The organism is Actinoplanes sp. NPDC051633 (assembly GCF_040681735.1).
Classification (GTDB): Bacteria; Actinomycetota; Actinomycetes; order Mycobacteriales; family Micromonosporaceae; genus Actinoplanes.
On record NZ_JBFAZH010000203.1, the window covers coordinates 1 to 8,920 of the forward strand.

Annotated in this window: 7 protein-coding genes and 1 pseudogene; 4 read left to right on the forward strand and 4 right to left on the reverse strand. The window is 72.6% G+C overall.

All coding sequences use genetic code 11. The features are described 5' to 3' along the window. Positions 1-325, forward strand: a pseudogene (locus tag AB0M20_RS14325) (TetR/AcrR family transcriptional regulator); the annotation flags it as partial. Here AB0M20_RS14325 and AB0M20_RS14330 read toward each other — a convergent pair. Beyond that, entirely contained in the window at positions 322-1,047 is a 726-nt protein-coding gene (locus AB0M20_RS14330) for a DUF2470 domain-containing protein (protein ID WP_364298065.1), read from the reverse strand. The pseudogene AB0M20_RS14325 and the gene AB0M20_RS14330 overlap by 4 nt on opposite strands. 97 nt (positions 1,048-1,144) lie before the next feature. On the opposite strand from AB0M20_RS14330, the gene rpsD reads away from it, so the two are divergent. Beyond that, a complete protein-coding gene (rpsD, locus tag AB0M20_RS14335) occupies positions 1,145-1,753 on the forward strand; it encodes a 30S ribosomal protein S4 (protein ID WP_364298067.1) in 609 nt (202 codons plus the stop codon). Between the two features lie 10 nt (positions 1,754-1,763). On the opposite strand, the gene AB0M20_RS14340 is transcribed toward rpsD, so the two are convergent. Both AB0M20_RS14340 and AB0M20_RS14345 read right to left on the reverse strand, forming a co-directional pair. Beyond that, positions 1,764-3,560 carry an ABC transporter ATP-binding protein gene (locus AB0M20_RS14340; protein ID WP_364298069.1) on the reverse strand — a complete coding sequence of 599 codons (1,797 nt, stop codon included), beginning with the start codon at positions 3,558-3,560 and terminating at the stop codon, positions 1,764-1,766. After that, entirely contained in the window at positions 3,557-5,347 is a 1,791-nt protein-coding gene (locus tag AB0M20_RS14345; RefSeq protein ID WP_364298071.1) for an ABC transporter ATP-binding protein, read from the reverse strand. The genes AB0M20_RS14340 and AB0M20_RS14345 overlap by 4 nt, the downstream gene beginning before the upstream one ends. Before the next feature lie 135 nt (positions 5,348-5,482). Here AB0M20_RS14345 and AB0M20_RS14350 point away from each other — a divergent pair, with 135 nt between their 5' ends. After that, positions 5,483-6,109: a TIGR03085 family metal-binding protein gene (locus tag AB0M20_RS14350; RefSeq protein WP_364298073.1), complete on the forward strand. Its 627-nt coding sequence runs from the start codon at positions 5,483-5,485 to the stop codon at positions 6,107-6,109. 68 nt (positions 6,110-6,177) lie between these two features. After that, positions 6,178-7,512: an amino acid permease gene (locus AB0M20_RS14355; RefSeq protein WP_364298075.1), complete on the forward strand. Its 1,335-nt coding sequence runs from the start codon at positions 6,178-6,180 to the stop codon at positions 7,510-7,512. On the opposite strand, the gene AB0M20_RS14360 is transcribed toward AB0M20_RS14355, so the two are convergent. Further along, positions 7,404-8,780, reverse strand: a complete 1,377-nt coding sequence (locus tag AB0M20_RS14360) for a PLP-dependent aminotransferase family protein (RefSeq protein WP_364298077.1) — start codon at positions 8,778-8,780, stop codon at positions 7,404-7,406. The genes AB0M20_RS14355 and AB0M20_RS14360 overlap by 109 nt on opposite strands. Positions 8,781-8,920 lie beyond the last annotated feature (140 nt).

The window sequence follows — 8,920 nt, forward strand, 5'->3', positions numbered from 1 at the left end:
GGTGCGGCTGATCATCTCGGTGTGGGACTCGCCGGCCGGCGCCGCGGCGGTGGCGATGCTGCGCTCGGCGATGAGCAACGAGTGGACCGCCCGGCTGCTCCGCGAATTCGTCGTCACGCAGGTGCTCCGGCGGGCGGTGGCCGAGCTGGGCCTGCCCAAGGAGGAGGCGCCGATGCGGGCGTCGCTGGTCGCGACGCAGATCAGCGGCCTGGCGATGATCCGCTACGTGCTCAAGGTCGAGCCGGTCGCCTCCGCCGACCCCGAGACACTGGTACGCGCGATCGGCCCGACGATCCAGCGGTACCTGACCGGAGACGTGATCTAGGCCCCGCAGCGGTGGCAGAGCACCGGGTGGAGCAGGTGTGCGAGGTCGTGCCGGTCCTCGACCCGGCGCGGGAAGGCGAGCCGGGCCAGCTTCCGGCCGGTCCGCACCACGAAGCCGTAGCGGTCGAGCCGCACCACCTCGGGCGTGTCGTCCGGCTCGGCGGCCTTGCCCAGCTGCCGGCGGATGTAGCCGGTGATCTCGGCGCGGTGGTGGTCGGCGAGGTCGGCGATCAGGTCGAACTCGATCGTGCGCAGCGGGTCGGGGCCGGCCTCCGCATACTCGTCGGGGTCGACGTCGACCAGCTTCCCGTTGCGCTCGTACCGGACCTCGGCCACCTCCATCCGGTGCAGGACCTGGGTGGTGCCCACGTCGAGCAGGTCGGGCGCCGGGTCGGTGTCGGCGTAGTCGAGGGCCGCCTCCCGCGCCTGTTCACCCGTCAGCAGCCGCGCCCAGCCGGCCACCCAGACCCGGCCGTTCGACGGCGCCCCGGCCAGCGGTGGGATGTCGGCGATGTCGAGCACCAGCGCGGTGTCGTCGGTCCCCTCGGCCGGGTGCAACGCCGCCCTGAGCACCCCGTCGGCCGGGGAGAGAAGCAGCAACCGGCCTTGACCGTCGGCGACGTGACGCACCGGGAACGGCCCCTGTCGGCAGGCGATGTGCGCGCTGGCGGGCAGGTGGCCGGCCGCGAGCGTACGCGCGACCTCGGCATGGGTGGGCTGCATGAGACGTTCCTCCGGGGCCTGGTTAGGCTATCCTTTGTTAGGTGAGGCTAACCGTAACAGGGATCCAGCCTCAAGCTCGCGTCCGACGAGGAGACCCGTGAACAATTCCCGACCCAAAGCCCGCATCTCTCGGGCCCTCGGCATCCCGCTGACCCGCAAGTGCGTGAAGTACTTCGAGCGGCGCCCGTTCCCGCCCGGGGTGCACGGCCGTGGCCGGCGCAAGGCCTCGGACTACCAGGTCCGGCTGCTGGAGAAGCAGCGCCTGCGGCACCAGTACAACATCAGCGAGGCGCAGATGCGCAAGGCGTTCGACGACGCCCACCGCGGCGAGGGCAAGACCGGCGAGACGATGGTCACCCTGCTCGAGCGCCGGCTGGACGCGACCGTCCTGCGCGCCGGGCTGGCCCGCTCGATCTACCAGGCACGGCAGCACGTCGCGCACGGCCACTTCACTGTGGACGGCAAGAAGGTGGACCGGCCGTCGTACCGGTTGAAGCCCGGCCAGGTGGTCGAGGTCCGCGAGTCGAGCCGGCAGAAGACGCCGTTCCAGGTCGCCGCGACCGGCGCGCACCTCGACGGCCCGACGGCGCCGTACCTGTCGACCGTCCTGGAGGAGCTGCGCACCACCGTGATCCGCGAGCCGCTGCGCTCCGAGATCCCGGTCGTCTGCGACGAGCAGCTGGTGGTCGAGTTCTACGCGCGGTGAGTCGAGCCGACTACCTGGTCTGCTCCACCCAGGACGCGTACAGCTTGGCGTAGATCGAGTCGGTGTCCCGGAGCAGTTCGGCGTGCGGGCCGCGTTGCACGACGCGGCCCGCATCCACGACGATCACCTCGTCGGCGGACTGGGCGGTGGACAGCCGGTGCGCGATCGCCACGGTCGTCCGGCCCCGCGTCACGGCATCCAGCGCCCGCTGCAGCCGGACCTCCGTGGCCGGGTCCACCGCACTGGTGGCCTCGTCGAGCACCAGAAGATCAGGATCCGCCACGTACGCGCGCACGAGCGCGACCAGCTGCCGCTCCCCCACGCTCAACGCCTCGCCACGCTCCCCGACCGGCGTGGCGTGCCCGTGCGGCAGCCCCTCCACCCAGTCGGCCAGCCCCAGCTCGACGAAGGCGAGCTCCAGCTGCTCGTCGGTGAGCTCGGGCCGGGCGAAGCGCACGTTCTCGGCCACCGTCGCGTCGAAGAGGAAGCCGTCCTGCGGCACCATCACCACCCGCGACCGCAGCGACGAGAACCGGACCGTGGTCAGCGGCACCCCGCCCAGCAGCACCTCGCCGGAGGACGGATCCATCAGCCGGGTGAGCAGCTTGGCGAAGGTCGTCTTGCCGCTGCCGGTCTCACCCACCACCGCGACCTTCGTACGCGGCGCGATCGTGAGGTCCACGTCGGCCAGCACGATCGGGCCGCCCGGATACCGGTACGCCACATCGCGGAAGGTCACCGACAGCGGCCCGGCGGGCAGGTTCACTCCCTCGTCGTCGGGGTCGGCGACGTCCGGCTCGATGTCCAGCACGTCGAGCACCCGGCGCCAGCCGGCCACCGCGTTCTGCGCCTCGTTGAGCACCTCGGTGGCGATCTGCACCGGCTGGATGAAGAGCGTCACCAGGAAGAGGAACGCGGTGAGCTGCCCGACGCTCAGGCCGCCGTCGAGGCCGAGCAGCACGCCGACCACGACCACCGCGGCCAGCGCCACGCCGGCCGCCAGCTCGCCGGTGGAGAAGCCGGTGACGCTGGTGCGCAGGGCCCGCTGCTGGGAGACGCGCAGGCGGTCGATGGCCGAGTCGAGGCGCTTCTCGGTGCGGCCGGCCACGCCGTACGCCCGGATCACCACCGCGCCCACCACGCTCTCGCCGATCGCACCCAGCAGCGCGCCGGTGTTCTCCCGCACGCTGCGGTAGACCACCGCCAGCCGCTTCTGGAACAGCCGGATCACCACCACGGCGGGCAGGAACGCCGCGAACACCACGAGGGTCAGCTGCCACGAGTAGACGAGCATCACGATCGTGGTGACGATCAGCTGGCCCGAGGTGACCAGCAGCATCACGCCGCCGGTCTGCAGGAACTGGGTGATCTGGTCGATGTCGGTGGTGACCCGCGACGTGAGCGTGCCGCGCCGCTCGGACTGCTGGTGCAGCATCGAGAGGTCGTGGATGTGCCGGAAGGTGCGCGACCGCAGGCCGCCCAGCGCGGTCTCGCTGACCGTGAAGAGCCGCCTGGTCATCAGGTAGCCGCAGGTGGTGGTCACCACGAGCGTGGCGAGGGTGATCATCACGACGGTGAGCACGACGCCGAGGTCGGGACCGCCGGGCGCACGGATGCCGCGGTCGATGCCCTGCTGCACGGCGATCGGCACGGCCACCCGGCCGGCCATCGACACGACGGCGAGGGCCAGGGTGCCGGCCAGGCCGGTGCGCAACTCCGGGGACAACGCGAAGCCGCGGCGGGCGGTGGCGATCGCCCCGGGTGCGGCGACGGGTGCGGCGGCGGGTGCGGTGGTGACGGCGGTCATGCGCGCACCTCCTCCTCGAGCGCCTCGGCCCGCTCGTACGCGGTGACCAGGTCGCGGTACCCGGGCACCGTCGCCATCAGCTCGGTGTGGGTGCCGATGGCCGCGATCCGGCCGCGCTCGACGAACACCACCTGGTCGGCCAGCGCGATGGTGGCCCGGCGGTAGGCGACCACCAGGATCGACGCCCCGCCGTCGTCGCCGCGCAGCGACGACAGGATGGCCGCCTCGACCCGCGGGTCCACCGCGCTCGTCGCGTCGTCCAGCACGAGCAGCCGCGGGTGCCCGGCCAGGGCGCGGGCCAGCGTCAGCCGCTGCTTCTGCCCGCCGGAGAGCGAGGTGCCGCGCTCGCCGACCTCGGTGTCGAGCCCGTCGGGTAGCTTCGCCACGAACCCGTCGGCCTGGGCCTGCCGCAGCGCCGCCCACACGTCGGCGTCGTCGACACTCTCGCGGTCGAGCGTGATGTTGCCCCGGATCGTGTCGTCGAAGACGAAGGGCACCTGGGGTACGAGCGCACTGGTCGCGGCGAGCCCCTCCCCGGACAGTTCCGGCAGCGGGACGCCCTCGACGGTGACCCGGCCGCTCGCCGGGTCGACCAGCCGCACGGCCAGCGACGCGATCGTCGACTTGCCGGACCCGGTGGCCCCGACCAGCGCGACGGTCCGGCCGGCGGGCACCTCGAAGCTGACCTGGTGCAGCACGCGCGGACCGTCCGCGTACGCGAAATCGACCCGGTCGAAGACGATCCCGGCCGGACCGGCACCGGGCGCGGCGGACGAGCCGTAGGCGAGGTCGCCGCCGGCCCCGAGCACCGCCTGCACCCGCTCCCAGCCGGCCACGCTGCGCGGCAGCTCGGCGACCACCCAGCCGATCGCGCGCACCGGGAAGGCCAGCACGGTGAACAGGAACGCGACGCTGACCAGCTCGGCGACGCTGATGTCACCGGTGCGCAGCCGCCAGGCGCCGAGCAGCAGCACGGCGAGGGTGCCGACGCTGGGCAGCGCGTCCATCACCGGGTCGAACAGGCCGCGCAGCCGGCCCACCGAGATCAGCGCGTCGCGCAGCTCGCGGACGTAGACGGAGAACCGGCGCGACTCGTCGGCCTCGCGGCCCATGGTCTTGACCACCAGCGCGCCGTCGAAGCTCTCGTGCGCGACCGCGCTGACCTTGGCGCGCAGCTGCTGTGCCCGGATCTGCCGCGGCGACATCCGGCGGGAGTAGATCAGGTTGAGCCCGAACAGCGCCGGGAAGAGAGTGAGCCCGACCAGGGCGAGCACCCAGTCGGTGAAGAACAGCGACACGACCGCCATGACGATCATCACGATGGTGCCGACCGCGAACGGCAGCGGCGCGATCGGCACGAAGGCCGCCTCGACGTCGGAGTTCGCGTTGGACAGCAGCGAGCCGGTGGCGTGCCGCTGATGCCAGGCGGGCGGGAGGGCGAGATAACGGCGGGTGACCGCGCGGCGATAGCGGGCCTGCAGCCGGAACTGCATGTAACCGGCGCCCAGGCGGCGGCCGAAGATGGTGACGACCCGCAGCAGGCTGATCCCGATGAAGGTGGCGGCGATGATCGCCAGCTCGGCGGCACCGACCCGGCCCTCGCTGAACGCGGGCACCACCACGTGCCCGATCACCCAGCCGACCACGTACGCGTTGGCGATCACCAGACCGCCGAAGAGGCTGCTGCCGGCCACGCCGATCCAGAAGAGCCGCGGCTCGGTGCGGATGGCGCGGCCGAGGACCCGCAGTCCTCGGCCGAGTACGTCGCGGCTCGCCCTGCCCGTCACCGTGTAAACCACTCCCGCCGCTCGTGCTCCTTACCGCAATCCATCCTGCCCAATTCGCTGGGAACGTTCACACTGTTTATGTTGTGTCGGCGGCCACACCGGGCGGCGCCCGGCCGGCGCCCATACGATCGTTTGATGACCGACTACGCGCGCCGGGAACGACGCCGGCTGGCCGACCTGCTGCTCGAGGCCGGCCCCGACCGGCCCACGCTGTGCGCCGGCTGGACCACCCGCGACCTGGCCGCCCACCTGGTGGTGCGGGACCGGCGGCCGGACGCGATGGCCGGGGTCCTGGTGCCGCCGCTGGCCGGTCACGGCGAGCACGTCCGCAAGCAGAAGGCGGCCGAGCCGTACGAGCGGGTGGTCGAGCAGGTGCGCAACCCGCCGTGGTGGAGCCTCGTCAGCAACCCGCTGGTCGACGAGCTGAGCAACACCGTGGAGTTCTTCGTGCACCACGAGGATGTGCGGCGCGGCGTGCCGGACTGGTCGCCGCGGGTCCTGGACGAGGGCGAGCAGGCGGCGCTGTGGAAGGCGGTCAAGCTGACCGGCCGGATGGGGCTGCGCAAGCTGCACATCCCGGTGGCGTTGAAGTCCCCGGGATACGGCGAGATCACCGTCGGCGACTCCCCCGTCGCCACCCTGACCGGCGAGCCGGGCGAGCTCGCGATGTTCCTGCTCGGCCGGCAGCGGGCCGCACGGGTCGACGTGGACGGTCCCCCGGAGGTCGCCGAGCGGCTGCGCACGGCCCGCCTCGGCGTCTGAGATTGGCCCATTCAGAAGGGCCAGGATTGGCTCCGTTCGGGGGCCAATGACTGCCTAGAGTCGATCTCATGAGCAGATTGACCGTGTCGCAGGGCACCGCCCTCTCGGCCGGCGCCGTCCTCGGCACCGGCGTGATCTCGATGCCCGCACTGGCGGCCGCGGTGGCCGGCCCGGCGTCCCTGGTCGCGTGGGTGGCCCTCATCCTGCTGTCGGCGCCGCTGGCCTGGACCTTCGCCGCGTTGGGCGCGCGGCACCCGGACGGCGGCGGCGTGTCCACGTACGTGCGGCTGGCGTTCGGGCCGCGGGCCTCGGCCGCGGTCGGCTGGATCTTCTACTTCGCGGTGCCGCTCGGCGCACCGGCCGCGGCCGCCTTCGCCGGCGGCTATGTGGCCGACGTGCTGGGCGGCGGGCGCACGACGGTGCTGGGCACCTTCTTCGTGGTGATGGCCGTGGTCTTCACGATGAACTGGTTCGGCCTGCGGATCTCCGGCCGGGTGCAGCTGATCCTGGCCGGCGTGCTGGCCGCCCTGCTGTTGATCACCGTGGTCACCGCGCTCCCGCACGCGCAGCTCGGCAACCTGCGGCCGTTCGCGCCGCACGGCTTCGCCGGGGTGGGTGCGGCGGCGGCCCTGCTGGTCTGGGGCTTCGCGGGCTGGGAGGCGATCGCCTCGCTGTCGGCGGACTACCGCAACCCGCGCCGCGACGTGCCGCGCGCAACGATGATCGCGGTGGTCGTGGTCGGGCTGCTCTACCTGTCGATCGCACTGACCAGCGTGCTGGTGCTGGGCCCGGCGCTGGCGTCCAGCACGGCCCCGCTCGCGGACCTGCTGGCGGTCGGCCTGGGCGGGCCGGTGCGGGTGCTGACCGCGGTGATCGCGGTGCTACTGACGATCGGGGCGGTCAACGCGTACATGGCGGGCGCGTCCCGGCTCGGCGTGGCGCTGGCCCGCGACCTCTCCCTGCCGGCCGGCCTGAGCGGGACGCCGCGCCGATCGCTGGCCGTGGTGACGCTGGGCGGGTGCGCGTCGGTGCTGCTGCCGGTCGACCTGCACACGATGATGTTGCTGGTCACCGGCTGCTTCACCCTCGTGTACGTGCTGGGCACGGCGGCCGCGGTCAAGCTGCTGACCGGCCGCTCGCGGCTCGTCGCGGGCTTCGCCTTCGTGGCGGTGCTCGGGCTGCTCTGGCTGAACGGCGCCCCGGCCCTGCTGAGCCTGGTCCTGGCGGCCGCGGCGATCGCCTACCACGCCGGCCGTGACCGCAGCGCCGGCCGTGACCGCCGCGCGGCCGCCGCTCAGGCCGAGCGCAGCGCCTCGGCGAAGATCGCCAGCCCGTCGCCGATCGTGGCGGAGTGGGTGGCGCCGAACCCGAACACGAACCCGGCCTGCGCAACAGACCGCTGACCGCTTTGCTCTGCTTCCTCTGCGGAAGCAGATCCAGGCACTGCCCCCGCTTCCGCGCGTGGAGCGCGCGTCCGGGAGGTGCCACTGACCTGGGCGGCTCGGGCGGCAGACGCGGCGGATGTCCCGGGATCTGCTTCCTCTCCGGAAGCAGAGCAAAGGGCCGCGAAGTACATGGTCAGGTCGTCCAGGGCCACACCGGCCCGCGCGGCGCCCGCCACCACGCGGGCCGCCCGCGCCGCGTCGCCCGAGCGGAGCAACGCGGTCACGTGCAGGCCCGCCGCCGACGGGATCACCTCCAGCTCGGGCATCGCCGACAGCGCAGCGACGATCGCCGCGTGGCGGGCCGCGTACTCCTTGGTGGCGCGCCGCACGTGCCGGGCCAGCTGGCCCTCGTCGATGAACCGGGCCAGCGCCGCCTGCACCGCCATCTGCCCGTAGCCGTCGCTGAGCTGCCGCGCCGCCACCAGCGCCGCCCGCAGCGACGCCGGCGCGAGCACGAAGCCGGTCCGGACCATCGGCAGCATGCTCTTCGAGAAGGTGCCGAGGTAGAGCACCCGGTCGGCGTCGCCCATCCCGTACAGCGGCTCGAGCGGCCGGGCCGAGAACCGGAACTCGCTGTCGTAGTCGTCCTCGACGATCGCGGCCGGCCGGCGTCGCGCCCAGTCGAGCAGTGCGTGCCGCCGGGCCAGGCTCATCGGCCGGCCGAGGGGGAACTGATGCGACGGCGTGCTGTAGACCAGCCGGGTCGCCGCGGGCAGAGCCGACACCACCAGGCCCTCGTCGTCCACCGGCACGCCCACCACGCGGGCGCCGAAGGAGTCGAAGAGCCGCCGCGCCGGCGGATAGCCCGGCTCCTCGACGGCCACCACGTCGCCGGGCTTGAGCAGCACCCGCGCGATCAGGTCGAGCGCGTGCTGGGTGCCGTTGGTGACCAGCACGTCGGCCGCGGTGACCCGGATCGAGCGGGACACCCCGAGATAGCGGGCGATCGCGGCGCGCAGGGCGGGGTGCCCGGCGGGTTCCGCGTACGTGCCGGGGCTGTTGGCGCGCAGCCGGACCTCCGCCGCGACCAGCCGCCGCCAGGTGTCGAACGGGAACAGCTCGGCGTCCGGGATGCCGGTGCGGAAGTCGTACCTCGGCTTGTCGTCGTCCGCGCTGACCGGCAGCGGCTCGAAGTGCCATCCGGTCCGCGGGCGCAGCGGGTCGGTGGCGGCCCGGCGCGGCGCCCGGCCCGTGCGCACCGAGGCCACGAACGTGCCCGACCCCACCCGGGCGGTCAGATAGCCCTCGGCGACCAGCCGCTCGTAGGATAATTTTTAAAATTTCTAGTATATCTGCATAACTTACATTGTCGATTTTGTTTTATCTCCATGGGCGTTGTGTGCCACTTTTTGTCATATATTTCAAT